This is a genomic window from Furfurilactobacillus milii (assembly GCF_009863985.1).
In the GTDB taxonomy this organism is placed as follows: Bacteria; Bacillota; Bacilli; order Lactobacillales; family Lactobacillaceae; genus Furfurilactobacillus; species Furfurilactobacillus milii_A.
Map to the genome: position 1 here is coordinate 35,788 of NZ_WEZT01000019.1, position 24,807 is coordinate 60,594.

The 24,807-nt window shown below is 44.2% G+C and carries 25 protein-coding genes; 15 read left to right on the plus strand and 10 right to left on the minus strand.

Annotated elements, in window-relative coordinates:
• Nucleotides 1-85: 85 nt before the first annotated feature.
• Together GB992_RS09085 and GB992_RS09090 are read left to right on the plus strand one after the other, a co-directional pair.
• On the plus strand, nt 86-832 hold the full coding sequence (locus GB992_RS09085) for a LytR/AlgR family response regulator transcription factor (RefSeq protein WP_161002163.1): 747 nt from the start codon (nt 86-88) through the stop codon (nt 830-832).
• Nucleotides 833-840: 8 nt separating this feature from the next.
• Complete coding sequence (locus GB992_RS09090; protein WP_161002164.1) at nt 841-1,512, plus strand: HD domain-containing protein; 672 nt, start codon at nt 841-843, stop codon at nt 1,510-1,512.
• 92 nt (nt 1,513-1,604) lie between these two features.
• Here GB992_RS09090 and GB992_RS09095 read toward each other — a convergent pair whose 3' ends face one another.
• Together GB992_RS09095 and GB992_RS09100 are read right to left on the minus strand one after the other, a co-directional pair.
• Nucleotides 1,605-2,399: a hypothetical protein gene (locus GB992_RS09095; protein WP_161002165.1), complete on the minus strand. Its 795-nt coding sequence runs from the start codon at nt 2,397-2,399 to the stop codon at nt 1,605-1,607.
• Nucleotides 2,400-2,409: 10 nt separating this feature from the next.
• Nucleotides 2,410-2,907, minus strand: a complete 498-nt coding sequence (locus GB992_RS09100; RefSeq protein ID WP_161002166.1) for an aminoacyl-tRNA deacylase — start codon at nt 2,905-2,907, stop codon at nt 2,410-2,412.
• Nucleotides 2,908-3,026: 119 nt separating this feature from the next.
• On the opposite strand from GB992_RS09100, the gene GB992_RS09105 reads away from it, so the two are divergent.
• The 5 genes from GB992_RS09105 (at nt 3,027) to GB992_RS09125 (ending at nt 8,851) form a co-directional block, all read left to right on the plus strand.
• The gene (locus GB992_RS09105; RefSeq protein ID WP_161002167.1) at nt 3,027-3,755 is read left to right on the plus strand and encodes a GntR family transcriptional regulator; all 729 of its coding nucleotides are present in this window, start codon (nt 3,027-3,029) and stop codon (nt 3,753-3,755) included.
• 324 nt (nt 3,756-4,079) lie between these two features.
• Complete coding sequence (locus GB992_RS09110; RefSeq protein ID WP_017261553.1) at nt 4,080-6,464, plus strand: phosphoketolase family protein; 2,385 nt, start codon at nt 4,080-4,082, stop codon at nt 6,462-6,464.
• A 470-nt stretch (nt 6,465-6,934) separates the two neighbouring features.
• Nucleotides 6,935-7,381 carry an 8-oxo-dGTP diphosphatase gene (locus GB992_RS09115; protein WP_161002168.1) on the plus strand — a complete coding sequence of 149 codons (447 nt, stop codon included), beginning with the start codon at nt 6,935-6,937 and terminating at the stop codon, nt 7,379-7,381.
• A complete protein-coding gene (locus GB992_RS09120) occupies nt 7,378-7,857 on the plus strand; it encodes an NUDIX hydrolase (protein ID WP_161002169.1) in 480 nt (159 codons plus the stop codon). Before GB992_RS09115 ends, GB992_RS09120 begins: the two co-directional genes overlap by 4 nt.
• A 106-nt stretch (nt 7,858-7,963) precedes the next feature.
• Complete coding sequence (locus GB992_RS09125; RefSeq protein ID WP_161002170.1) at nt 7,964-8,851, plus strand: DegV family protein; 888 nt, start codon at nt 7,964-7,966, stop codon at nt 8,849-8,851.
• Between the two features lie 119 nt (nt 8,852-8,970).
• On the opposite strand, the gene GB992_RS09130 is transcribed toward GB992_RS09125, so the two are convergent.
• The 3 genes from GB992_RS09130 to GB992_RS09140 form a co-directional block, all read right to left on the minus strand.
• Nucleotides 8,971-9,972 carry a glycosyltransferase family 2 protein gene (locus GB992_RS09130; protein ID WP_161002171.1) on the minus strand — a complete coding sequence of 334 codons (1,002 nt, stop codon included), beginning with the start codon at nt 9,970-9,972 and terminating at the stop codon, nt 8,971-8,973.
• Nucleotides 9,973-9,986: 14 nt separating this feature from the next.
• Nucleotides 9,987-12,341 (minus strand): glycosyltransferase family 39 protein, encoded by a 2,355-nt coding sequence (locus GB992_RS09135; RefSeq protein WP_161002172.1) that lies wholly within the window; start codon nt 12,339-12,341, stop codon nt 9,987-9,989.
• Nucleotides 12,342-13,154: 813 nt separating this feature from the next.
• Nucleotides 13,155-13,607 carry a universal stress protein gene (locus tag GB992_RS09140; RefSeq protein ID WP_017261546.1) on the minus strand — a complete coding sequence of 151 codons (453 nt, stop codon included), beginning with the start codon at nt 13,605-13,607 and terminating at the stop codon, nt 13,155-13,157.
• Between the two features lie 345 nt (nt 13,608-13,952).
• Here GB992_RS09140 and lplA point away from each other — a divergent pair, with 345 nt between their 5' ends.
• The 4 genes from lplA (at nt 13,953) to GB992_RS09160 (ending at nt 16,639) form a co-directional block, all read left to right on the plus strand.
• A complete protein-coding gene (gene lplA / locus GB992_RS09145; RefSeq protein WP_161002173.1) occupies nt 13,953-14,963 on the plus strand; it encodes a lipoate--protein ligase in 1,011 nt (336 codons plus the stop codon).
• Between the two features lie 16 nt (nt 14,964-14,979).
• Nucleotides 14,980-15,414 (plus strand): hypothetical protein, encoded by a 435-nt coding sequence (locus tag GB992_RS09150; protein WP_017261544.1) that lies wholly within the window; start codon nt 14,980-14,982, stop codon nt 15,412-15,414.
• Between the two features lie 2 nt (nt 15,415-15,416).
• Complete coding sequence (locus GB992_RS09155) at nt 15,417-15,896, plus strand: hypothetical protein (protein WP_161002174.1); 480 nt, start codon at nt 15,417-15,419, stop codon at nt 15,894-15,896.
• 95 nt (nt 15,897-15,991) lie between these two features.
• Nucleotides 15,992-16,639 carry a DNA alkylation repair protein gene (locus GB992_RS09160; protein WP_161002175.1) on the plus strand — a complete coding sequence of 216 codons (648 nt, stop codon included), beginning with the start codon at nt 15,992-15,994 and terminating at the stop codon, nt 16,637-16,639.
• Here GB992_RS09160 and GB992_RS09165 read toward each other — a convergent pair.
• From GB992_RS09165 to GB992_RS09175, 3 genes are all read right to left on the minus strand, one after another.
• Nucleotides 16,632-17,333: a VTT domain-containing protein gene (locus tag GB992_RS09165; RefSeq protein ID WP_161002176.1), complete on the minus strand. Its 702-nt coding sequence runs from the start codon at nt 17,331-17,333 to the stop codon at nt 16,632-16,634. The two genes, GB992_RS09160 and GB992_RS09165, sit on opposite strands and share 8 nt — an antisense overlap.
• Nucleotides 17,334-17,785: 452 nt before the next feature.
• Nucleotides 17,786-17,911 carry a putative holin-like toxin gene (locus GB992_RS12025; RefSeq protein WP_161002177.1) on the minus strand — a complete coding sequence of 42 codons (126 nt, stop codon included), beginning with the start codon at nt 17,909-17,911 and terminating at the stop codon, nt 17,786-17,788.
• A gap of 410 nt (nt 17,912-18,321) precedes the next feature.
• A complete protein-coding gene (locus GB992_RS09175; RefSeq protein ID WP_161002178.1) occupies nt 18,322-18,429 on the minus strand; it encodes a putative holin-like toxin in 108 nt (35 codons plus the stop codon).
• Nucleotides 18,430-19,399: 970 nt separating this feature from the next.
• Between GB992_RS09175 and gloA2 the strand changes: the two genes are divergently transcribed.
• Nucleotides 19,400-19,780: an SMU1112c/YaeR family gloxylase I-like metalloprotein gene (gene gloA2, locus GB992_RS09180; RefSeq protein ID WP_017261540.1), complete on the plus strand. Its 381-nt coding sequence runs from the start codon at nt 19,400-19,402 to the stop codon at nt 19,778-19,780.
• On the opposite strand, the gene GB992_RS09185 is transcribed toward gloA2, so the two are convergent.
• Complete coding sequence (locus tag GB992_RS09185) at nt 19,737-20,216, minus strand: GNAT family N-acetyltransferase (protein WP_161002179.1); 480 nt, start codon at nt 20,214-20,216, stop codon at nt 19,737-19,739. The two genes, gloA2 and GB992_RS09185, sit on opposite strands and share 44 nt — an antisense overlap.
• A gap of 73 nt (nt 20,217-20,289) precedes the next feature.
• Between GB992_RS09185 and GB992_RS09190 the strand changes: the two genes are divergently transcribed.
• Nucleotides 20,290-20,697: a MarR family winged helix-turn-helix transcriptional regulator gene (locus GB992_RS09190; protein WP_017261538.1), complete on the plus strand. Its 408-nt coding sequence runs from the start codon at nt 20,290-20,292 to the stop codon at nt 20,695-20,697.
• Between the two features lie 126 nt (nt 20,698-20,823).
• On the opposite strand, the gene GB992_RS09195 is transcribed toward GB992_RS09190, so the two are convergent.
• Nucleotides 20,824-21,687 (minus strand): helix-turn-helix domain-containing protein, encoded by an 864-nt coding sequence (locus tag GB992_RS09195; RefSeq protein WP_161002180.1) that lies wholly within the window; start codon nt 21,685-21,687, stop codon nt 20,824-20,826.
• A gap of 262 nt (nt 21,688-21,949) precedes the next feature.
• Between GB992_RS09195 and GB992_RS09200 the strand changes: the two genes are divergently transcribed.
• Entirely contained in the window at nt 21,950-22,126 is a 177-nt protein-coding gene (locus GB992_RS09200) for a hypothetical protein (protein WP_161002181.1), read from the plus strand.
• A 25-nt stretch (nt 22,127-22,151) separates the two neighbouring features.
• Nucleotides 22,152-24,728 carry a KxYKxGKxW signal peptide domain-containing protein gene (locus GB992_RS09205; protein ID WP_161002182.1) on the plus strand — a complete coding sequence of 859 codons (2,577 nt, stop codon included), beginning with the start codon at nt 22,152-22,154 and terminating at the stop codon, nt 24,726-24,728.
• Nucleotides 24,729-24,807 lie beyond the last annotated feature (79 nt).

The following is a 24,807-nucleotide window of genomic DNA, read 5'->3' on the forward strand; positions in this document are numbered from 1 at the left end:
TTGTCAATGAACAGTTAAAAAGGGCGCCGGAAAATGCATAATGGAATTTTTTAATGCATACAAGGTAAAAGAAGGAGAGATCGTCATGATTCTTTACGTTTGTGAAGATAATTTAAAGGAACGACTATGGCTGACAACTTGCCTTGAAAACGAACTTAAAGAATTGAATATGAATATTCCGATTGAAAGTGAAGGACGACCGGAAAAAGTGTTGGCAACGTTGCCTGACCATCCGGGTCCAAACATTTACTTTCTGGACATTCAACTTAATGCTGCGGTTGACGGTATTGAGCTAGCTCGACGAATTCGCGAAGTCGACCCCTTAGGCTATATTGTCTATGTCTCTATTCGTGAGGACCGTGCGTTTGAAACAATCACGTCGATGACCATGCCAACAGGATTTCTTTCCAAAGAATTTATGTTTGACACTGAGAAGTTTACGCCTCAACTTCGCCAAATTTTGGTGACGATTCAGGATCACTTAAATCAGGTCCATCCGAATCAGCCAGCTTATTTAGAAATCAAAAACGGTGGGTTTCTAATTCGGTTGCGTCAAGATGATCTGTTATACATTGAAAAGGTGCGCCGGTTGAAAAAAGTTACGGTAGTCACGACAAATAATCGCTACGAAGTGAATGGGAGTATCCATGAATTAGCCAGTCATCTGACGGCAGACAATTTTTTTAATGGGTTTCAAAGTTATATTCTGAATACAGAACATATTCAGACCGTCAACTTTACGTTGGGACATGTTACGATGAGTAACGGCGACGAGTTGAATTTCTCGCGTGGCACCATCAAAAAATTACGCGATTTTATTCGCGAAAAGTAGGCGACAGCATGGCAGAAGGACTGACCCCAGCAGAGCAAACACAATTGGATAAAATTGAGTCTTACGCACGTCAGCAACTTGGTAGCGATCGTTCGGGACATGATTTTTTCCATTTGGAACGGGTCGCAAAGTTAGCAGATCGAATTGAATTAATCGAACAGACAGGTCAACGTTTTGTTGTTTTAGCAGCGGCTTATTTGCACGATGTTATTGACGATAAGCTTGTTGAAGATCCTGAGGCCGCTCACACGGCGTTGAAAGAACAACTTTCAAGATGGGATGTGAGTGAGGACAACGTAACGGATATTTTTGCAATTATTGATCACATGTCATTCAGCAAAAATCTTGGGCAGCATCAGACGCTGAGTCCGGCTGGTCAAATTGTTCAGGATGCTGATCGCATGGATGCCATTGGTGCGATTGGTATCGCTCGGACATTGACTTATGGTGGCCATCATGACCGGGTGCTGTATGATCCGGAGGTTGAACCTCGCCACGATATGACTAAGGCAGAGTACCGCAAAGCGGATGGCACCACGATTAACCACTTCTATGAAAAGTTGTTGCTTATTAAAGACCAGATGAATACCGTTACTGCACGAAAGATGGCAGAGCAACGCCAACGCGTAATGCTTGATTTTCTACATGAATTCAAACAAGAGTGGAATGGTGAAGCCTAACCTTTTGGACTATAAATGAACAGAGACTTAAAACACGCTGATCTCCAGAAAATGGACATCAGCGTGTTTCTTGTTTTGATAGAAGAATCATTTTATTTATCTTTGGTTAACCAACGGGTGACTAGGTTTACGACTGCAGAAAGCACAACGACCAGACTAAGTGCAAAGAAGACCGGCACTAGGTGCGCACGAGACCATTCCGTAAACGAACTTGTTAAAACGCCAGCACTTAAGCCGATTAGGCCGAGCAGAACAATGTACGATGAGACACCGGCACCGGAATTACGCAGGTCGGCACTACTTAGGTCGAATCCACCAACACTAAGGTTAGTCACTAATATTGCCCAAATGATCCAACGAACTGTGTTGACCAATAAGTTACCGTCAGAAGTTGCCGGTTGAAACAGATTACTAAGGGTTGGATGAATGGCGAACATTACCCAGTTATGAAACATTGTTGGCCATAACCAGGCGGTGATACCGAAAATGACTGCACTGACGCCGATAATTGGCGCAAAACCTATAAAAAAGTTACCCATTGTTTGGTAACTGTTGCCACTATTCCAGCGGTGATTGACATACCCTAATGTTAGCGCCTCCGGATCACTGCCCTGGTTTTCAGGGTGAGCGAATTTAATCAAACGGAGACCAGTAATTTTGTGACCAAACAACAAGGCCATGAGCAAGTGACTGGATTCATGAACAATAATACCAAGAAAACCTAGGTAAACTTGTGCGTTCATGCCGTAGTAAGTTGCGAGCCGTTGTTTGGTATTTCGATTGATGATGGTTAGCGCCCAACTGAATAGTAGCGGTAAAGCTAATCCGTAAAAGAAGACGGTCAGCAGACTGATCAAAATCTGCTGACCTAACGTACTAAATGACATGAAGTTATTCCTATTCTTCCTCTAAGTCTGTAAACGTACCATGGACAAGTTCAGCAACAGCTGTGGCATCTACTTTAACGGAGCGGCCGATTTTGCCAGATGATACGACAATGTCGCCCTGTTGTTGTGCCACGTTGTCGAAATAAATGGGGTACTGGTATTTTTCCCAAATGCCGATTGGCGTATTGGCACCGTGTTCGTAGCCGGTCGTTTTCAGCAGATCTTTGAGCGGCACCATACCAACTTTTTTATTACCAGACGCGGCCGCTAATTTTTTGTAGCTGAGGTGTGTATCTAGTGGCACCACGCCGACCAGCGGACCCGTGACATTTCCAGTGAGAACCAGGGTTTTATAAATGTTATGCTCATCGTAATCGTCATGATCAACATCGAGTTGAGCGACATCACCAGCTTGATGGGTCGCAAACTCAATTTGTTGGTAAGGAATCTTTGCTTTATCAAGGATCTTTTCAACGAGTGTTTTCTGAATTCTTTTTTTCTTAGCCATTCAATGAACCTCCGAGAGATTTAAAATTGGTACGAACCTAAAACACAATTGGCCGGACCAATATTTTTCTGGTATACTCTTATTAATCAGTATACAAGAGAAAGGAACTTTGCGTCGAGATGGCGGACTTAGTTTATAAAAATGTAATGCAGGACTTAAAACGTCGCATTAATGATAATCAGTTTCCAGATAAACGGCTGCCTGACGAGCGGAGCCTAAGTGAATCTTACGAGGTGAGCCGATCATCCGTCAAACGGGCACTTAACGTTCTGGCGCAACAGGGAATTATTTTCAAAAAGCGCGGGTCCGGCACGTTTGTGAACCCATTGTACATTAAAAATCAGGCGGTTTTTAGTTACGAAGGGCGTAATCTTGGGGTGACGGACTCAATGCGCGTTGATGGCAAGAAGCCGGGAATTAAGTTGCTCGACTTTCAAGTTATTCCGGCGACGCCAGAGTTGCAACAGGATTTATTCTTGAATGCAGATGATTTTGTGTATCAGATTAAACGCCTGCGGTTACTTGATCGACAGCCGATAATGATTGAAACTGGGTTTATTCCAATTAAGATCATGCCCGAGTTGTCGACGACCGTTGTATCTGGCTCGATCTTTAATTATCTGGAAGATATTAAACATGTGTCAGTGACTAAGTCGTTTATGACGGTAGGTGCTGAACCATCCGACGATAAGGATCAGGAGTTGCTGTCATTAAAACCAACTGAGCCAGTTGGTGTAATGAGTGGAATTTTCTTCCTGGATGATGGGACACCGTTTGAAGTGTCAAACATGCGGATTCACTACAAATACATGAAGTACAATAACTTCGTGGATCTAGATGCGGACTAAACTGAATAGAACATATTAAAAAACACTAAGAATATCAACTTCTCAGTGTTTTTTAGGTTCATTTTAAGGCTTTATTTGTTAGCATTGGGTCGGATTAGCAAAGGACTAATCCCGATAAGGGCGCGCTTTTGCTATGGAAATAAAGGTGAACTAACCAATGGAAACATTCGATCTTGGTAATTGGGTCGTACCAATTTTCTAAAAGGTTGACTTTTATTTAAAAGCGTCTATTATAGTAACTGTAAATTGACCGGTAAAAAAGTCGGTGGATTTCACAGCAAATTTCGTGTTATTAAAAATTATCTCGAAGGAGTGTAAATATTCATGGCAGTTGATTACGACTCACAAGAATACTTAGACAAAGTTGACGCTTACTGGCGTGCGGCTAACTACCTTTCAGTTGGTCAGTTGTTCTTAAAGGACAACCCATTATTGAAGGGTGACTTGACGGCAGAAGACGTTAAAGTTAAGCCAATCGGTCACTGGGGCACAATCGTTCCACAAAACTTCATTTACGCACATTTAAACCGTGCCATCTTGAAGTATGACTTGAACATGTTCTATATCGAAGGTTCAGGTCACGGTGGTCAAGTTATGGTTTCAAACGCTTACCTTGACGGTTCATACACTGAACGTTACCCACGTATCACACGTGACGAACAAGGTATGCAACGCTTGTTCAAGCAATTTTCATTCCCAGGTGGGGTTGCTTCACATGCTGCTCCTGAAACACCAGGTTCTATCCACGAAGGTGGGGAACTTGGTTACTCTCTTTCACACGGTGTTGGTGCTATCTTAGATAACCCTGACGTTATTGCTGCTGTTGAAATTGGTGACGGGGAATCAGAAACTGGCCCATTGGCTGCTTCATGGTTCTCAAGCAAGTTCATCAACCCAATCCACGACGGTGCTGTATTACCAATTATTCAAGTTAACGGGTTTAAGATTTCTAACCCAACCATCCTTTCACGGATGAGCGATGCTGACTTGACTAAGTACTATCAAGGTATGGGCTGGAACCCTCGTTTCGTTGAAACTGATGGTTCAGACCACAAGAAGGCTCACCAAGACATGGCTAAGGCCATCGATGCATCTGTTGAAGAAATCAAGGCCATTCAAAAGAATGCCCGTGACAACAACGACGATTCATTGCCAGTATGGCCATTGATCGTGCTTCGTGCACCTAAAGGCTGGACTGGTCCTAAGAAGGACTTGAACGGCGACCCAATTGAAAACTCATTCCGTGCTCACCAGGTTCCAATTCCGGTGGACGCAAACCACATGGAACACAAAGACATGTTGGTTGACTGGATGAAGTCATACAAGCCTGAAGAATTATTCAACGAAGATGGTACTCCTAAAGAAGTATTGTCAGAAGTTGAACCTAAGGGTGACAAGCGGATGGCTATGAACCCTATCACTAACGGTGGGATTCACCCAGAACCATTGAAGATGGACGATGTTCGTAAGTTTGCCGTTCCTGAAAGTGACTTGAAGGATAACTCCAAGCAACGGATGGACATGGAAGTTATGTCACACTTTGCTGGTGACATCATGAAGGAAAACCCAACGAGCTTCCGGATCACTGGTCCTGATGAAACTCAATCAAACCGTTTGTGGGGTCTATGGGATGCTTCCAAGCGTCAATGGATGGAAGACATTCACGAACCAAACGATGAAAACGTCGCACATTCTGGTCAAGTTATTGACTCACAATTGTCAGAACACCAAGCTGAAGGTTGGCTTGAAGGCTACGTTCTGACTGGTCGTCACGGTTTCTTCGCTTCATACGAATCATTCACACGTGTTATTGACTCAATGTTGACTCAACACTACAAGTGGTTACGTAAGGCGCAAGAACAAAACTGGCGTCATGATTACCCATCATTGAACATCATCAACACTTCCACTGTGTTCCAACAAGACCACAATGGTTACACTCACCAAGATCCTGGTATGATTGGTCATATGGCTGAAAAGGGTCACGAACTGGTTAACGAATACTTGCCAGCTGACGCTAACTCATTATTAGCTGTTATGAACAAAGCTTTGCAAAGTCGCGAAGTTATCAACTTGATTGTTGCTTCCAAGCACCCACGGACTCAATGGTTCTCCATTGACGAAGCTACGGAACTTGTTAACAACGGTTTGGGAATCATTCCTTGGGCTTCTAACGATGATGGTGCAGAACCAGATGTTGTCTTTGCAGCGGCTGGTACTGAACCAACGATGGAAAGCTTAGCTGCAATTACCTTATTGCATGACAGCTTCCCTGACTTGAAGATCCGCTTCATCAACGTTGTTGACCTATTGAAGTTACGTAAGAAGGGTGACGACCAAGACAACCGTGGTTTGACTGACGAAGAATTCGACAGTTACTTCACGACTGACAAGCCTGTTATCTTTGCTTTCCATGGCTTCGAAAACACATTGCGTGGTTTGGTTTACGACCGTCATAACCACAACATCCACTTCCACGGTTACCGTGAAAATGGGGACATCACTACACCATTTGACATGCGTGTCTTGAACGAATTGGACCGCTTCCACTTGGCTAAGGATGCCATCAACGCAACTAGCTTTGCTGAAAAAGCCGGCGAATTCAGTCAACACATGGACGACATGGTTGCTAAACACAACCAGTACATCCGTGATGAAGGTACTGATTTACCAGAAGTTAATGCATGGCAATGGAAAGACATTAAGTAGTCTCACTGCTTAATCTCTTCTCTGAAAATTAATAGGGTTCACACAGTCCGTTTGGATTGCGTGAACCCTATTTTTTTGTTTTCAATAGCAGAATGGTGGATGAATGACGTCTTCAGTTGCCAAAACTGAACTCCAGCTGTGGAACCGGTTCGAACCCCTGAGATGCGGGTTTCTCACCTCGCCGTGAAGCCGAAGGGGCACGTCTTCACGACAGTCCTGTGCAGTAAATTCGACTCAAACCGTCTCATTAACAGCACCCTCACGGCTTCTACTCAGTTTTGGCTCTCTTCGACTCATTTGACCACACTTTTGTTTTTGAACTTTATAAATTTGATTGAGTTTTAGCGTTTATAATCAAATCGCTAAATCAAAAGAACGCTTATTCGCAAAATTTCATGATTGCAAAACCACTGTATTAGCAAGATAATATAGCCACGCTGTCAAAACGCACAGGCAAAAGAGGAGGTAACATGGCGAAGACTGAGGAAGTTGAATTGACTAATATGGTGTTGGTATCAGATAACGAAACCAACCAGATTTTGGTTGAGGATCGCAAGAATCCTGATTGGCCTGGTTACACATTTCCGGGTGGTCATGTGAAGTCTGGAGAAAGTTTTGTTGATTCTGCCATTCGTGAAGTGAAGGAAGAAACAGGCTTGGACATTCATAATCCCATCTTTTGCGGGATTAAAGAATTTATGACTGAACATGGTCGTTATGTTGTCGCGTTATTCAGAACGGATTCGTATTCAGGCGAGTTACGGTCATCCGATGAAGGTAAGGTTTGCTGGATGCGCCGTGACGAAATGTTTGAACATGAGATTGCAGATGGCATGGATAAATTGCTTGATGTATTTGAAAAACGGAGTGTGTCTGAACTGACCTATTTAGAGAATCCGGATGGCGAATTCAAATGACTGAAGAGGCTGATGATCTGCTGTTTAGGCGTGACAAACGAACGTTTAATGTCCGTGCGAGTGGACTACTAGTTCGAGATGACAAGGCGTTGCTCCATTGTGATATTGATGACGATGGTCGGCCGTATTTCGCATTAGTTGGCGGCAAAGTTAAGTTTGGCGAGTCTTCTATTTCTGCGATAAAGCGGGAGTATCAGGAGGAACTGCATCTGGATGTGTTACCCACACGATTATTGTGGGTGATGGAGCATCAGTTTGGAACACCAGAAGACATCTGGCAACAGGTTAATTTCGTTCATTTACTCGACAGTCCACAATTAGCCAACTTACCAAACGAACGGTTTAGCGTCGGTCGTCACGCGTTTGAATGGATTAACTTACAGGACTTTCCGAACCTGCCAATTTATCCAGCAATCATTGGACAAGCGACAACATTGCCTACTGTTGTTCAATACGTCAACGATATTGACGACTAAAGTGATTGCTCGCTCGAAAAATGATGGCAAGTCGGGTATGATGAATGTACACAAATGGTTGTGAAAAAATTCTCTTCAACCAATAAAGATGAAGCGAGGCAGCGGGATGAAAACAGCTGTGATCACGGACAGCGCCAGTTACTTAGATCCTGAAGTAGCGAAGGCTGCTGGTATCCGAGTGGTGCCAATTACTGTAATTTTTGGCACCCAAACCTACTTAGAAAATGTTGATATTACCAGTGAACAGTTTTACAAACGAATGCGCGAAGAAAAGGCCATGCCGTCTACTGCCCAAGTGACGATGATGCAGATGCAGGAGCAGTTTGATGAACTGATCAAAGAAGGCTATGACCAAGTGATTTGTATTCACTTGTCGAGTGGCATTACGACGTTCCTACAAAACCTTGAAGCGTATGCACCAACTGTAAAAGGTATCAAAGTCTATCCGTTTGATTCACGGATGGCTAGTGAAGGTGAAGCTTGGTTGGCCTTATTAGCTGCCAAGATGGCTAAGGCTGGCAAAAACGCTGCCGAAATTTTGCCAGCGCTTGAACATTTGCGTGAAACGACGCACGTGTACTTTGTGGTGGACGATTTAAGTCACCTGCTCCGGACAGGTCGGATTACGAACAGTTCCGCTTTCGTGGGTAACTTATTGCGGATCAAACCGATTCTGACATTTGAAGATGCTAAAATCGTGGCCTTAACGAAGGAACGGACAGCCAAACGTGCCTTTCAGAAGGTTAAACGTGACTTTGAAGCTTCCTTGGGCGATGAAGATTATCCGGTGCGTGTCGGCGTGATTGACGGGAACAACCCCGACGCCAGTGCCACTTGGATGAGTGATTTAACCAGTGAAAACCTGAAAACGGACGGTGGCAAAGATCCTCAGTTTGAGGTTGCTCACATTGGGCCTTCCATCGGTGTGCATACCGGCGAAAAGGTCATGGGACTCGTCTGGGCCGAAGACTGGCAAACGCTCGGAGAAGAATAATAGAGTGATGCCGAAGCCCTCCGCGCCATCAATAAATTAAAAGACACAATATCAAAAGGGTCCCAAACATCATTAGCAAGTGCTAACGGTGTTTGGAACCCTTATTTGTGTCAATTTAGTTAGGATTGTTTTCTGATCTTTTGGACCTGACTAACTGGGATTGTCCGAGCCACACTGTGTTGATTGCTGGCGCTACTAGGAAAGCCCATTGTTTCGGCCACAACGTACAGGGGACGTTCGCGTGACTGATTGAACACGCGGCCGAGATACTGGCCCAGAATACCGATACTGAGCAGCAGTAGGCCACCTATCAGCAGGTCGACCACCAACAGGAGTGTCGTTCCGGTAAAACCGGTCCAGATAGCCGCGATTAAGGTAAGGACAGCGGCCATACATAGAACTCCGCCGGTCCAATTAGCAAACTTCAATGGCAGGTTTGAAAACGATGTGATGCCATCCATTGCCAGACGGACCATCTTGCGAAGGGGATATTTGGAGACGCCTTCGGTGCGTGGCTGGCGTTCGTATTCCACTGCGGTTTGTTTGAAACCAACCCAGCTGACCATGCCGCGAACGAAGGGTTCATCCTCATTCATTCGTTCAAGGACGTTGACCACTTTGCGATCCATCAAACGGAAGTCACCAGTGTCAACGGGAATATCGACGTTGGTGATGCTGTGTAGAATGTGATAGAAGGCTTTGGCGGAGGTTTTTTTGAACCAGGATTCACCATCACGCTGTTGTCGTTTGCCATACACCACATCTGCGCCTTGGTGCCAGGCTGACACCATGTCGGCAATGACAGCTGGTGGGTCCTGCAGGTCTGCGTCCATGACCACGACGGCCTGACCAGTAGCGTAGCGAATACCTGCAGTAATCGCTAGCTGGTGGCCAAAGTTACGGGAGAAACGGACAAGTCGCATCTCTGGATGGAAGGCGATTGCTTTACGAATTTTATCCGTTGTTGTGTCATTTGAACCGTCATCAACAAAGATAATTTCGTAGCGTTCGGGTTGTTGGGTGACAAACCCCTGAACGGTTCGAATCGTCTTCATAATGAGCGCTTCTTCGTTGAAAACAGGCATTACAATAGAAATTAGTTGATTTGAAGTATTCGTCATGGCTGTCATCCTCCTTAGTTCAGTTTGTATAGTGTGCCGCCATTACCACCCATGCCGCCAGCACCTGGTTGACCCTGTTTGGATGAACCAGTTTTGCTGGATGGTTTCTGCGACGGCTTAGTCATTTTCTTAGATGTGCCTGACGGTTTCTTGGTGCCAGCCTTTTTGGTGGCTGTTGGTTTTTGAGCACTGCCAGGTTTCTTCGTTCCCGATGGCTTCTTCATGCCAGAAGGTTTCGACCCGGAAGGCATTTGACCGCCAGGTTGGCCACCTTGTGTGCTGCTCGTTGGCTTAGTTGCCTTCTTGTTAGTACTACCATTACTGCTTGGTTTGCCTTCTGAGGTGCTTGTGGTGCCCATGGTGCCGGCACCGCCCATCATGGAACTAGCACTTGCACCGCCGTAAGTTTTGGCGCTTATCTTGGTACCGTGTTTCTTAACCCAGTTCACGATGCTGCCACTAGTGCTCTTACCGGCGACGTAGAAGTATTTGACCTGACCGGCTTTGACAAGCTGTTTAAACTTCGCAAGCGAGATAGCATTATCAGTACCGTTGAAACCACCAATCGTCATCACTGACTTACCGGTTTTGATAATATATGGCGCGGCCGTACCTGAATCCATTGTGGCAAACAGATATTTGGCGTTGCCGTTGTGTTTTTCGAGATACTTAATCAGTTTGGTATTCGCAGATTCGTTACCCATACCACCACTGTTACCACCGCCGCTGGTCAATAGATCTGGACCGGCTGTCGGAATAGCGGCGGATTCACCAGCAATAGTTGGCGTTAGTGACCAGAATCCAGGCGCCAGTGACAACAGAGTAATCGCAAACGTACTGGTAATAGCGACTTTGTGCCAGCTCGTGAATACGAAAGCAATCAACGCTGCTGTAATGACAGATCCGCCAGCAATGAGCCAGCTCAACCACGGATAGTAGCTATAAACGTACCATGCTTGCAGTGCCGCTGTGGCAAGTAATCCGATAGCAAAGAGATAACGTTGCCAAGGCTGACGACCTTCTTTGACGGATTTTACAAATGTGGCAATGCCAATTCCACCCAGAACAGCAAGCGGTGGTGCGAGCATAATCATGTAGTAGGGATGGAAGAAACTAGCGATACTGAAGAATCCGGCAACTGACACGAGCCAACCAGCCCAGTACCAGAGCTGTTGTTGATTCCGCGTTGTTTGCCACCAGCGTTTCTTACGGTCGGCTTCATACAAGTAAGCGCCAACTAAGCCAGTTAATGCCAGTGGGAAGAACCAACTGACCTGACCGCCAAGTGCTTGCTGGAACAAACGGAATGGGCCAGCGGTACCGATGTTGAAGGCACCGCCACCACCGCCGGCACCAGCACCGGTTCCTTGTTTGCCACCAGTCATGCCAGTTGGTGCGCCGCCTTTGGAACCACCTGGCATCTGACCACCAGACTTTTTACCCGTTGGCGCCACGCCTTTAGTGCCGTTCTTTGACCCTGATGGTGGGGTGCCCGTTTTGCCCTTAGTTCCCGTTGGCGCCTGGCCAGATTTACCTTTACTACTACTGCCCATGCCAGGAAAGCGACTACCGGTTCCGGTCGATTGACCGAGCAAACGTTGTGAACCGTTGTAACCAAAGGCTAAGTTTAAAACGGAGTTCGTTGATGAACTGCCAATGTAGGGCCGGTTACTCTTGCTGGTTGAGTCAACAGCGACTGGCCAAGCTAACGTGAAAACTGCTAGGGCAATAGTGGCCATCACCAGATGGACTATCTTTTTCTTCCAACCAACCGTGCTGGCAATCCAGTAGAAGAAATACATTGCAGGTAGTAGCATAAACGCCTGCAACATTTTGACGTTGAAGGCAACGCCGATTAACGCAAACGAAACGATTACAAGCCACGTTTTCCGTTTGGCAACAGCACGTTGTAGAAGAAAACCTGCGAGTAATAAGAAGAAGACTAACGTCGCATCCATGTTGTTGGTCCGTGAATCGGCCACCACAATTGGGGTAATCGTCATGAACAAGGCAGCCAAGTTACCTGCCAAACGCCCAAAGTAAGGTTTGACCATGGCGTAGATCAGACCGACCGAGCCAATTCCAAACAGGATGGACGGCAACACGACACTCCAGCCGTGAACGCCGAATATTTTGGCACTGATCGCCATGAACCAGAGGGCCACTGGCGGTTTATCCACCGTAATAAAACTAGCCGGATCAAAGCTGGCATACCAAAAGGCCTTCCAGCTCTTCGTCATGCTGACGATTGCGGCCGTATAAAAATCGTTGGCCTGACCGGCTTCCCAGATATTCCACCCGTAGAGTCCGGCAGCGAGGACAAGAATGGCGACTAACCACCAGTCCCATCGTTTAACAAACTTACGCATAAGGTCACTTCCTATCGTTTAGTTTCAAACAAGAATGCGTGATTAATAATTGCTTGAACATTGTTGATTACGATAGACCTGCTTGCATAAATATGACTTAAGCGAAACTAAAAGGGAGCTTAAAACGGGTATACCAATGCTATTGAATGTTAGTGGCTGATGTCGCATTGCTGCGCCAACGCTAGGGAGCTTAAAATGATTGCATAAATATAGTAGCTGACTGACGCTTGCGGTTGTCGACATTGAAACCCCGACATGGGACCGGTTCAAGCCCGCAGTTCACGGTCTTTCACCTCGCCGTCAAGCCTCGTAAAGAGTCTTTCCGACCCGTCCGTGACCTAAATTCGGAAGTCCGCCGAATTTAGGTCACTTTCATGTCTTGGTTTCAATGTCGACGCCCTTCAGCTCACATTGAGGTTAAATGGGAAAATGGGTAATTGATGTTTTCACCTCAAAATGTGGGTAAAAATGTTTATTACCCATAATGCTGATTATTATTCACTTTTGAAAAGTGGTATTGAAATTGTAGGGTGGTTAGATGCACCTGTTTTAAAGCCAGAGTATCTCATTTTGTTAAGGCAAATGCGCAGTTGTAAATTTAAAGTTAGATCGATTTGGCCAGAATCCGCGTAAGTCAAAAGAACTTGTAATCCAAGCATTACAAAACCTAATTCAATAACAAATTGCCAACGCGCAACTTACCTTTTATGAGTACAATCCGCTACTTGAATGCGAATATAAGAAGTTAAAAAAGCGGTAGATACCCTCAATCGAGAGTACCTACCGCTTTCTTAACTTCGTGATTTAATTATCTTACTTCTGGTTAACCTTAACAATCAGTACATCAACATCTGCGTTGCGGCTGACATAGTTGGTAACAGAACCAACCATCAACCGTTCAACAGCGTTCAAGCCGGTCGTGCCCATGACGATTAATTCACTACCATGGTCGTGAGGAAATTCACGCGAGATAACAGGCTTGGGATTACCAAAACGAACGTGGATGTCGACATCCTTAACGCCCGCTTTTTCAGCTTGTTGTTTCAAAGATTCCAAACGGTTTTGAACGTCTTCAACCAACCGGTAGATGACATCGCCGCTTACAGCGCCACCATAACTATCTGAGAATTGGTTAACCTCCAAAACGTTCAGGATGTCTAGGTGCGTATCGTTGCGTTTGGCAACCTCAATTGCCTTTTCCAGAACTGGTTCAGTTGCTTTTGAACCATCAACTGGGGCAAGAATATTTTTGTATTGCTGTAACATCGCTGTGTGCCACCTTTCTATCAATCAGGAACTCTGATGTTTTTGCCTTATGTTTATTATACCTTTTATCAGTCATAATGTAAGCGATTTACTAATTTATGATGTGCAAATGTAAACTTATTTGGTTACCAATAATTAACGTCGTGGCCAATGAAATTATAATAAATACGAATCGAAAAGTTTGTGAAATTATAAAACGAAAAGCCGTTAAATTAGCGATTGTTTCCGCTTTCAGAAAGTGCTAACATCAATGGTGAAAACGTGATTTGCCTATGTATCAGGAGTTGAAAACTGCTATACCGGGTGAACCATAATTATAAAAAATGCTTAGGGGGATTTAACGTTATGTACTATGTTTCGATGAAGTCACACAACATTGGCGAGAACTTAGCCACCGAGCAATATTTGATGAACAACAAAAAGTTTGATGAACCGTTATTACTTTTCTATTACGAGGAACCATGTATCATCGTTGGACGTAATCAAAACACTCAAGAAGAAATTAACCAGAAGTATGTTCAAGAGCACAACATTCGGGTAACCCGTCGTCTGTCCGGTGGTGGTGCTGTTTATCAAGATCTTGGAAACCTATGTTTCAGTTTCGTGGTGGACTCAAACAGTGAAGAATTTGGCGATTTCAAATCTTTCACAAAACCAATTGTAGACGCGTTACACAAGATGGGTGCGACAACCGCTGAAGTTTCTGGTCGTAACGACATTCTCGTTGATGGCAAAAAGTTTTCTGGGAACGCTATGTACACCCGTAATGGGAAGACATTCTCACACGGCACGTTAATGCTTAACGTGGATCTTGATGTTGTGACGCATGCGCTCAATGTACCAGAAGATAAAATTGCTTCGAAGGGGATCAAGTCCGTTCGCTCACGGGTTACTAACCTGCGTCCTTACTTGGATAAAGAGTATCAAGATATTGATGTCCCAACGTTCCGTGATATTTTATTGAAAGAATTGTTTAACGTTGACGACCTCGCTGACATCAAGGACCGTGAAGTCCAGGTTACTGATGACGATCAGAAAGAAATCGACAAGTTGTACGAACAATATTACAATAATTGGGACTGGGTTTACGGTAAGTCACCAGAATTTACGGTAAAGAAGCGTCAGCACTTTGATTACGGGACGATTGATGCACGTTTGAACGTTGATGACGGTAAGATCAACAACATCAAGTTCTACGGGGATTTCTTCGGACCAGAGGATGTTTCTGCACTGGCTGACAAACTGACGGGCGTGAAGTATGACCGTGACGATTTAGCATCTGCTTTGGCAGACGTGGACCTGGCAAAATACTTCGTCGGCATTTCGAAAGAACAATTGGTCGATTTGTTGGCATAGAAAGGTTTTTGTCTAGATGAGAGATGTACGTGTCGTCAGCTTGACGATTGCTTCCTGGATTTTCTACACGATCGTGAATGCGGGGGTCTACTTTGGCTTTGGCAAGAGTGCGAGCCAGCAGTGGCCACATTTTCTGGCAAACGAAGGCATCATGTTAGTCTTTGTCGCTATCCCTGTCATTATGTTTGCGCTTAACTGGCGGTTTTCAGTATATCCGCAGTCTTTCGTTCTGATTATTTTGACAGCTGTGCTACTCTTAGCGGTGGTGCAGACGTTTACGGGCCACGGGGTGGTTTTCATAAACGTAATGATCGATCTGTTTGCGGTGATTGGTTTAATTACCAACTTCGAAGCCTTTGTGGCGGGCGCACGATTCCGTCGCAACTACGAGGAAAACAACCGTATTTGGGTCGAGCGCAAGGCAAATAAACAAGCGAACGGGAGAAAATAACCATGGAAGAAAAAGTTGCCGATTTTTTACAGGCATTGCAAGATGAAACGTATGTGGCAACCTCATCCACAACCACGTTTGACAAACTGAATGATGATCCAGAAGGCGTCATGGCTGACAGCATTGCCTTTGCACAGAAACAACTCGCAGCTGGTAAGTTAATTCAAACACGGGTTGATATCACCGGCTTTCACGATGTTGAAATGAATGTTCGTTTAGAAAGCTCATTGATCAATTTGCCGTTTGCTTATGCGAATGAGATTGATAAAATGCTTGATCCTGACGACGAACGTGAAGTCAACCTGTACATGATTTTCGACTCGCCAGCGATCAATGTGTCCAAGATGCGGATTGATATGGCCAGTTCTGTTCAGGCATTTTTAGACGATCCGGATTCCGTGAGTGCCAAAATTACTGACTGGCTTCGCGAACAGATTGAAAAGCTGGAAACAGCTGATGCTGAAAAAGAAGCCGAGGATTAGTTTTCACAATTAAATAAGGGTTTCAATTGCGGCGAGTATTAGTGAAAAGTGGTCTTTCACTGATACTCGCCGTTTACATAAGGTGGGTTTGAAAGATGATAACAGCTTTTTTAAAGGGTGATCCCAAGACGGCTGAGGGAATGGCCGCATACATGAAGAACAAGTTTCCGTTTGCTGGTGTTAAGTCACCGGAGCGTAGGAAACAGGAACATACGCTGCTGGTTGATAGTAAGCAGTTAACGTTGCCAGAATTGAGACGGCAGTTTGCGACACTATACGCGCTACCAGAGCGTGAGTATCAATACGTCGCCGTTGATATGATGCAACATAACGTCACTCGGCTGACACGGGATGATCTAGCATGGCTGAGTGACTACATTACGGTCAAACCTTGGTGGGATAGTGTCGACGCTATTCGTGGCGTAATTGGTCGCGTTGTCAAACGTCATCCAGACTGGTTAGCAGAAGTTGGTTCATGGTATAAAGAAAAGCCCGACTTCTGGCAACGCCGGGTGGGCATTACCTTGCAGTTAGGCTTTAAAACGTTAACGAATGAGACATATTTACGTGAGATGATGCTGGCTGATTTAGCGACCGACGAATTTTTTATCCAAAAGGCGATTGGCTGGTCGTTACGTGATTACAGTAAGACTAATCCGGATTGGGTGCGTCAATTTATAATTGACCATCAATCCAAGATGAGTTCGTTGGCCGTCCGTGAGGGCAGTAAATACCTCAATTAAGGTCGCGAATCGCATCAATCCATTCACGCACAAACCGAACGGCTTCGTGAAGGATAATTGGCAGCAACGCAATACCAATGCAGATAAACGTAAAGTAGTTTTTGACAAACTGTGTTTTGCCAAAGAAAAATCCCGCTAGTGTGGCGATCAAGATCCAAGCCACGACGCCAATTGTGTTAAATAGATGAAATTGGCGTTGATCCATCTTGGTTTCACCGGCAATGAGTGGCATGAAAAGGCCGACGATAGGAACAAACCGTGCAATGATTAGGAAGCTACCACCGTACTTCTCAAAGTAGACCTCGGATTGAGACAGTCGCTTCATGGTTTTACTTTGCGATTTACCCTCATCACGTTTTTGTTGAATATGGGCATCGGCCCGTGCTTTCATGCGGATACCGGTGCGGTATTTAATGGTCGAACCGACCAGTGTCATCACCACGAAACCAATCAACAAGAGGTAGATGTTGAGCACCGAAGACCGGTTCGCAGAAATTGCTCCGGCGACAAACAGCAGCGACTGCGCTGGTAAGAACGAGAATAACAGGTAGGCACTTTCTAAAAAGAGGACAGCAAATAGCACCACATAGCCCCAGTAATTAAATTGGTTGGTCCACGGCACTAAAAAGGCTAGTGGGTGGAAAATAAATTCAAGTACCCACGCCAGGCGGGTGGAAGTCAGGAAGTTTGTCATAGTAGTCTTACTATACTTGCAAACGACTAGAATGCCAAGCAAAGAGGGTACGTCATGGGCAAACTTTGTTGGACATCTTGCTAAACGGAGGTGTTATAATAACGAAGTAAAAGGATGCCACTGGTGATGGCATCCTACCGATCCGCAAAAGCGGTGGTGTGTTGCGTTAACGAGCACTCGTCAACTTCCCAAAATATACGACGACTGACCATTTTTTTACGTTAACAGCAGGCCATAATGACTGCTATTAACTGAACGATTAGTTGAATGTTTTCTGTCACATGAATCATCCAATTGTACTGACTCTTTTTAGGATGAACATGTTATAATGAAAACGTAAAAAGGATGCCACTAGTGATGGCATCCTACCGATCCGCAAAAGCGGTGGCGCTAGATGATCAGCGAGCAATCGTCAGCTTTCCAAAGTTTACGACGACTGCTCGTTTTTTACGTTAACAGCAATCCATAATGACCGCTATTAACTGAACGACCAGTGCGAGAAGGCCCACAACGAACATGGCAAACTCCAACACTAGCTGCAGTGCATCCTTTACGGACACGAGGTAACTCCTTTCCATCAGATTCTGCGGCAATACGGTAAAAAATTCTTACCCCATTAGCACCATCTTCTTTCAGACGTATAAATACGCCAGAGTCACCACCGTCTTCACTTCTCGGTAACAAAAATTATAGCAAACCAAGCGACACGGTTCCCTCGATTTAGATGAGGTTTCCATGCCGTTTTCATGAGAAAGTCAGTAAGATGATAGTATCTATAAATGCTGTTATATCAATCAATTGAACGATTTGTTTTTACATGAATCATCCAATTGTACTGACTCTTTTTAGGATGAACATGTTATAATAACAACGTAAAAGGGATGCCACTTGCGATGGCATCCCTACCGATCCGCAAAAGCGGTGGTGTGAACGATAAACGAGCAATCGTCAACTGTCCAAAGTTTACGACGACTGCTCGTTTTTTACGTTAACAGCAGGCCATAATGACCGCTATTAACTGAACGACCAGTGCGAGGAGGGCCACAACGAACATGGCAAACTCCAACACTAGCTGCAGTGCATCCTTTACGGACACGAGGCAATCTCCTTTCAGCAGATTCTACGGCAATACGGTAAAAAATCTTTACCCCATTGGCACCATCTTCTTTCGGACAAAAAGATCACCACCGTCTTCACTTCTCGGTAACAAAAATTATAGCAAACCGAACGAGACGGTTCCCTCGATTTAGATGAGGTTTCTATGCCGTTTTCATGAGAAAATCAGTAAGATGATAGCTTCTATAAATGCTGTTATATCAGTCAATTGAACGATTTATTTTTACATGAATCATTGAATTTAACCGATTCTTTTTAGGATGAACATGTTATAATGACAACGTAAAAAGGATGCCACTAGAGATGGCATCCTACCGATCCGCAAAAGCGGTGGTGTGTTGCGTTAACGAGCACTCGTCAACTGTCCAAAGTTTACGACGACTGCTCGTTTTTTACGTTAACAGCAGGCCATAATGACTGCCGGTCGGCGCAACGGCATGCTACTCGCTCAATGAGCCAGCCTAAATCCACACAGATACTAAATATGTACTTTCAGCCCATAAAATTCTGACTTCTGCGCCTCCCGCATTTGCATTCATCTCAATAAGATGTTAGTGTATTTACATGCGATGAGTCGAGATCAGCCAGACGGCAGTAATGTCGTTCCTCTGCGGAGGCTAGTGGCTATCGAAGCCGGGGGCACGTTTTTCCTTCGTATAAGGAGTGCTTGATCGTTCGTGTTGTGGAACACGGCGGCCCACCCACCGACTACTAATCGGGTGCCGGTACTCAGTTCTTCGTGATTGAAGAACCCCTCAAGTCTGGGAGGTATACCAGACACGCCAAACTAACTTCTATCATTTATGATAGAAGCTTTTTTTTGCCCATTTTGTTGAGTGCTTGAGTTAAGCATTCAAAATGGATGAAGTTGGCGAGTATGCTACACTAATATGTAAGGAGTGCGACCTGAGCACAAGTAATCGCTAAGCCGCACACAGAGGAGGGCACACATGGAATTAAGCACATTGCATCACATCGCAATCGTCGTTTCAAACTACACGAAGGCCAAGGATTTTTACATCACGAAGCTTGGTTTTCAGATGGTCAGTGAATATGACCGTCCAATTAAACATGATACCGTGATCATGCTTTGTGCTGGCAACGTTCAGTTGGAACTCTTTGTGCGTCCAAACAGTCCGGCACGGTTAACGTATCCAGAGGCGCTTGGTTTACGCCACATTGCCTTTATGGTGAAAGATGTGTCGCAAACAGTGATTGAGTTAGCTGAACTGGGTGTGAAGTCTGAACCAATTCGCCATGACGAGTTCACTGGGAAGGCAATGACGTTTATTCACGACCCTGATGGGCAGCCAATTGAGTTGCATGAGTAATTGCCAATGGTTCGTGAACCATCTTGGTGTGTGGTGTGTGGTTGAATAAGAACACATCGCCCACAGCGTGAAAACCAAATTTTGTATATAACCCCTGAACCTGTTCTTGGGCTTCAATTTCGACGGGTAGATCGCTGAAGTGACCATTCAATACTTGCATGATCTGTTCGAGTAGCAACCGTCCATAACCTTGTCCACGAACATCAGGAATCGACAGCACGCGGCCAAACGTCACGTGCTTTTCTTCTGTGAAAATTCGTGCGTATGCAACAAGACGCCCATTTTCGTAATCCATTAAATGTAGTGCTGTTTTGTCATGCTCATCGACTTCTTGATAAATCCGGTTTTGATCGACCACAAAGGTCTGGATTCGTGCATAGAAGATGTCGTATAATTCATTTGGAGTTAATTTGGAGAACCGTTTTAATTGCCACATAGTGTTACTTCTTTCGTTATTAATGGCATTTAGTATAGTTTTATTTTATTGCAAATGCAACAAGGAGTTTGAAATGATTGATGAATTAAGACAAATCGGTACCTTTTCACGGCGTGCTACGGCGAGTGCCAATCACGAATTCGCATCTCAAGGACTGAACAATAATCGTTTTCAATATCTACTGCGGATTTGTGAACGGCCCGGGCTCTTTTTTGATGCTTTGGCAGCTGATATGGCAGTGGACCGCACGACAAGTTTTCGAGCCGTTCAAAAGTTGATTGCGGAAGGTTACGTCGAGAAACGGCCGGACGCGGTTAACAAAAAAGTTCGGCGGTTATTTCCAACAGAGAAGGCCACGGCACTATATCCAACCATTCATCAATTTGAGGCAGGGGTAGCTGACCGGACAATCGGGTCGTTAACTCCCGGGGAGCAGCAACTATTAGCGGAGCTACTGACTAAAATTAATGCACAACTTTAGATTTTTAGAACCAAATATAAACTAAACGAACGGCGTTACGATTTTGCATTCCTGATATGCAAAATCGTAACGCCGTTTTATCTATCATTAAATTAGCTTACATAAATCAAACTCTACTATAGGAAGCTACCAGTCACCAGTAATATGATGTTCACGCATTAGCTGACTCATAATATTTAAAGCAACCTGATTGCCGGCAAAGTGTGCAAACGACCAACCCTGAATGAGATATTGACGGGCTTCTTTATCGTCCCATCCCTTTGTGTAGGCTATGTTTTCACCTAGAGTAAAATTCAGGGTTTCCATAAACAAGACGGTTTGATGGTCTCGAGCCAGTGCTAAGGCTTGGTGACCGTAACTATTACTCTTATCAAACTGACGTTGTTTTGACCAAAAGTTCGTCAGGTTATCCAGCATAAATAATGTCCAGTAAAGGTATTTCTCTGTGTCTATTCCGTCGAGTAGAGATGCCACTTGATCAAAATAATAAGCAGCCTGCTTTGGCTGTTCTTTAGAAAGATAGGCAGTACCGAGCTGACATACAGCTAGCAATGCATAAATGCTCTGCCTTTTATCTGTGATCTCATCCAAGATTCGATTAAAGTCAAAAATACTAGTGTCAAAGTCATGTGTTAACCACATTGTGGCGTTGATTTTCAAAAAACTATAGTGAAATTTGTCTTCATTAGTAAAGAACGACTCACGGTCGATCTTATTGAGCAGGTCTGCCGTACCTTGATAATCAAATACTTCTGTTAGCTGATCGGCCTGCGTTAATAGCTGTTCTGGTGTCTGCTCGTCTTCAATCATAATGTCGTCCATGGACAGATGTAATCGGTGAACGAGCTTTGTCATAATTTCACTGTTGGGAGCGACACTGTCATTTTCAAGTTTACTAATTGTTGCTTGAGTTGTAATTCCCTTTGCCAGCCCAGCTTGAGACAAGTGCTGACGTTTGCGTGCATCACGCATAATACTGCCGTTAATCAAGCAGACTACCTCTCTTCTACAAAAACTAATTATCAAAAGAATACCATAATCTAGGCCACCTGATGAGGATAAAAGGTGTTTCACTATTACAAATTGAAGTGGATAAACATTTTGAGTTCATTTTAGCGAAATAACGCAACGGAAGTCCGCTGTGCCTATTGTTTTCGTTTCCAAAAAGAATTATGGTTAATTTAATAATGCTATACTTAATTATTCTGATGGTAATTTATTTTGGTGAACTACAAACAAAGAGGTCATTCCAATGATTAAAGCTGAAAACAAACGACTCAATATCACCATTACGCCAACTGAATGGGCGCAGATTGAAGAACTCAAAACGACGCACAAATTGTCGCTCACGAAGTTGGTTGCGCAACTCATTGACAATGCGGCAAGCTCAACCTCGGATACAGAACGTCATAGTGAAGCAATAAAATAAGCAGTTTTGACGGCAGGAGAGAAATATGAAACAAAGTAAATTTTTGCACATGAGCGAAGTGTCTCACCATAAGATGTATAAAGCCGGCAAAGTTTGGTTATTTGCGGCTATTGTTGGGTTGAGTCTTGGCACGGCTACAACTGTGTCACAAACAAGCATTGTGACAGCTGAAACAACCGCTGCTACATCTAGTTCAGGCGAAACTTCATCGACTAACCAAACGAGTGCAGCATTGGCGAGTTCCTCGACGGCTTCGAACAGCAATCAATCCGCTGCTTCGGCTAGTTCATCAACGGCGCCAAGTAAAGTGACGTCCACTGCTACTAGTTCAACGGCACAATCGGACACCAGCACAGCGGTCAAGACTGTCAAAAATGAAACCGCTGACAATTCAATGACGAGTGCCAATTCTGCATCGAAGTCTGACACAGCCACTGCTGTTGACTCAACGACTGATTCCATCTCAACCTCTGGCGAAACAAAGTCGGTGACCGCAAGTAGCGTTCAACCAGTTAGTCAACAACCGAGTGCAGTCAAGTCCGATGCCATGTCACTGATGTCTGCTTCATCGACAGTGGCTAAAGCTGCGCCTAAAACGTCAGACGTTTCATCAGCAACCCCACAATCAGAGACCGTTCAAAGTAACGTACAGGCAAGTCAAACAACCGTATCAACGAATTCTGCACAAACAAAAAAGACTGATTCAACCAGCATGTCGGCTAGTCAATCAGTCACACAACTATCTGCTGTTACACCCGCCAGTGTCACAACCAAAGCAACTTCAATCGCCAACCAAGCCTTAACGGTTGTACCAGCCGTTAAGGCACTACAAACGTTGGGGCAGATTGATCCAACTAAGTTTGTTAAAGGCACAAAAGTCAGCATCTCTACTGATGGTACGCTGATTGTTGATTTGCCTGCGGGGGTTTCTGGCGATGATATTCAACAAGCTAAGAACAGTATTAAGAACCTGAATATAAGCAGGGCTGAACTCACGGTGAATGATGATGTAATTTCAGATCTCTTCAATTCTGTTGATTATAAAATTGGGGAAAATACTGCTCTGACAGGATTGAAAGCCGTTCTATTCAATGCCTCTGAAGGCAATTATGATATCAAGGAATGGATGGGTGATGTCGATGTATCGACTTTGAAATTTGATACATCGAGTCGAAATTCAGACGGAACACTTGATAGCGTAGCTGATAAGAATGCCAAAAGTGTTATCAGCGTATGGGTTGATGCCCAACTACAGAAAGTAAATTTTAGTACACTTTCTAAATCTGATCCGTATACCGGGGTAGCCGAATTAGGAATTGATGGAAATCCAATTCCCGATTCTAGTTCAATTGCGCAACAAGAAGGTTTCACTGACACGATTAAGGCGTATTTAAGAGCACAGTTGACTGCTGAGGCCTATTATTTGTGGCTATTAGAGGATACCGAAAATACATCCAATAGTGAATTTTACGGTGCCCAAGGCAAGTTCGACGGTTTTAGCAAGCTGAGAACACAGATGTTAACTGCTGAAAATGTTCAAGATTTATCTAGTATGCAGTTGAGTGCTTATTATGCAGGGTTCGAAGGTACGATTAATTGGATTTCTGGTGATTCAACTGCTAGTTCGACATTAGACTCAATATTGGCACTTCAGGGCGTTGGATATAGTTCTTCTTTGTTATCTGGAGTCGGCAATACGTTTGGCGATTTAACGATGGCCACTTTTACTTGGTCGCCTGATGCACCAACATTATTATTTTATACATTTCCGGTTGAGGCTAACCGATTAGTTGACTATGAAAAATCAAAAGTTTATTTTCCGTTTAATCAAAGTGATGCAGGTTCTGGGAAAACTATTAATAATTTAAACTCTCTTGAAAGGGCCTTATCAGAAAAGGGCATCCTTGATTATTATGATGATTGGAAAAATGTTGTAACAGAGGGATTTAAGGCAGCAACAAAGGATGCTCTTAGAGGAGATGAACATGCCTTAGTGTCGGCTAAGGTAACAGATATTAACAGTGTTTCTAATTATATCGGGAGCATCACGCCAGAATACTATAAAACTAGCAATGATTCAGCAAGCCGTGCTAACCTATTCAAATTTGCCTATATAGCGGCGAAAACTTATTTGAGTGGACACTTTAATGGAACATCAGAAAATAAAAATATTGGTAAAGGGAATACCTCTATAAATACAGCCCTTGATGCAAATGGACATTTAAAGGAAAATCCTGAACCAAGTTCTTTCCAAAATCCTTCACCACTTGATTTGGCTATTTATTCTGTGTTAACAGGTAAAAGTTTCATTTACTCAATTGAGAAGGGTAAGAATCCAATTGTTTCTGCGGCTTTTCAAGGAAATCAAACAACCGAAACTGAAGCTGACTGGATTGCCCCAGCTGCCGAAAATGATATGTATCAGATTGCTTGGAACACAGCCAATCAGGCAAAGATGGATTTCTTAAGTGATGTTCAATTACTGATTAACGAAGGCAAAACTGGCGATTTGTCTGAGGAGTCGAAGATTTTACCGACAGCCTCGAATCATGGAATGCTATCAGATACGCAGTATGCTTATTATGGCAAATTACAAGTTTAATCCGAACAAGCCCGGAATCTTTCAATGGCAGTCTGTTGATGATGTATTTTTAATGGTCGTTGATTAATTAGTTCAAGTG

Bases quoted from the DNA above. Each gene is read 5' to 3' on its own strand.
- GB992_RS09130 (WP_161002171.1), bottom strand. From the start codon at position 9,972: ATGACGAATACTTCAAATCAACTAATTTCTATTGTAATGCCTGTTTTC.
- GB992_RS09205 (WP_161002182.1), top strand. From the start codon at position 22,152: ATGAAACAAAGTAAATTTTTGCACATGAGCGAAGTGTCTCACCATAAG.
- GB992_RS09105 (WP_161002167.1), top strand. From the start codon at position 3,027: ATGGCGGACTTAGTTTATAAAAATGTAATGCAGGACTTAAAACGTCGC.
- GB992_RS09200 (WP_161002181.1), top strand. From the start codon at position 21,950: ATGATTAAAGCTGAAAACAAACGACTCAATATCACCATTACGCCAACT.
- GB992_RS09135 (WP_161002172.1), bottom strand. From the start codon at position 12,341: ATGCGTAAGTTTGTTAAACGATGGGACTGGTGGTTAGTCGCCATTCTT.
- GB992_RS09115 (WP_161002168.1), top strand. From the start codon at position 6,935: ATGGCGAAGACTGAGGAAGTTGAATTGACTAATATGGTGTTGGTATCA.
- GB992_RS09150 (WP_017261544.1), top strand. From the start codon at position 14,980: ATGAGAGATGTACGTGTCGTCAGCTTGACGATTGCTTCCTGGATTTTC.
- GB992_RS09155 (WP_161002174.1), top strand. From the start codon at position 15,417: ATGGAAGAAAAAGTTGCCGATTTTTTACAGGCATTGCAAGATGAAACG.
- GB992_RS09095 (WP_161002165.1), bottom strand. From the start codon at position 2,399: ATGTCATTTAGTACGTTAGGTCAGCAGATTTTGATCAGTCTGCTGACC.
- GB992_RS09125 (WP_161002170.1), top strand. From the start codon at position 7,964: ATGAAAACAGCTGTGATCACGGACAGCGCCAGTTACTTAGATCCTGAA.
- gloA2 (WP_017261540.1), top strand. From the start codon at position 19,400: ATGGAATTAAGCACATTGCATCACATCGCAATCGTCGTTTCAAACTAC.
- GB992_RS09165 (WP_161002176.1), bottom strand. From the start codon at position 17,333: ATGACAAACTTCCTGACTTCCACCCGCCTGGCGTGGGTACTTGAATTT.
- lplA (WP_161002173.1), top strand. From the start codon at position 13,953: ATGTACTATGTTTCGATGAAGTCACACAACATTGGCGAGAACTTAGCC.
- GB992_RS12025 (WP_161002177.1), bottom strand. From the start codon at position 17,911: ATGGAAAGGAGTTACCTCGTGTCCGTAAAGGATGCACTGCAGCTAGTG.
- GB992_RS09140 (WP_017261546.1), bottom strand. From the start codon at position 13,607: ATGTTACAGCAATACAAAAATATTCTTGCCCCAGTTGATGGTTCAAAA.
- GB992_RS09120 (WP_161002169.1), top strand. From the start codon at position 7,378: ATGACTGAAGAGGCTGATGATCTGCTGTTTAGGCGTGACAAACGAACG.
- GB992_RS09090 (WP_161002164.1), top strand. From the start codon at position 841: ATGGCAGAAGGACTGACCCCAGCAGAGCAAACACAATTGGATAAAATT.
- GB992_RS09185 (WP_161002179.1), bottom strand. From the start codon at position 20,216: ATGTGGCAATTAAAACGGTTCTCCAAATTAACTCCAAATGAATTATAC.
- GB992_RS09110 (WP_017261553.1), top strand. From the start codon at position 4,080: ATGGCAGTTGATTACGACTCACAAGAATACTTAGACAAAGTTGACGCT.
- GB992_RS09085 (WP_161002163.1), top strand. From the start codon at position 86: ATGATTCTTTACGTTTGTGAAGATAATTTAAAGGAACGACTATGGCTG.
- GB992_RS09160 (WP_161002175.1), top strand. From the start codon at position 15,992: ATGATAACAGCTTTTTTAAAGGGTGATCCCAAGACGGCTGAGGGAATG.
- GB992_RS09100 (WP_161002166.1), bottom strand. From the start codon at position 2,907: ATGGCTAAGAAAAAAAGAATTCAGAAAACACTCGTTGAAAAGATCCTT.
- GB992_RS09190 (WP_017261538.1), top strand. From the start codon at position 20,290: ATGATTGATGAATTAAGACAAATCGGTACCTTTTCACGGCGTGCTACG.